The sequence below is a fragment of the Domibacillus sp. 8LH genome (assembly GCF_038806185.1).
GTDB lineage: Bacteria > Bacillota > Bacilli > Bacillales > Domibacillaceae > Domibacillus > Domibacillus indicus_A.
In genome coordinates, this window is record NZ_JAVJNG010000388.1 from 1 (window position 1) to 210 (window position 210).

Annotated in this window: 1 tRNA gene; it reads left to right on the forward strand. The window is 41.9% G+C overall.

The features are described 5' to 3' along the window. A tRNA-Ala gene (locus RG959_RS25120) sits at positions 1-76 on the forward strand. Positions 77-210 lie beyond the last annotated feature (134 nt).

Below are 210 nucleotides of genomic sequence, written 5' to 3' on the forward strand. Positions count from 1 at the left end.
GGGGCCTTAGCTCAGCTGGGAGAGCGCCTGCTTTGCACGCAGGAGGTCAGCGGTTCGATCCCGCTAGGCTCCACCAAAATTATTGTTGACACTTTACTCTTTTAGTGTTAAGATATTAAAGTCGCAAATGACGCATTGAACATTGAAAACTGAACAAAATCAATAAAAACGTCAACGTTTTAATTTTTATCTTCCATTAAAAACACCCCG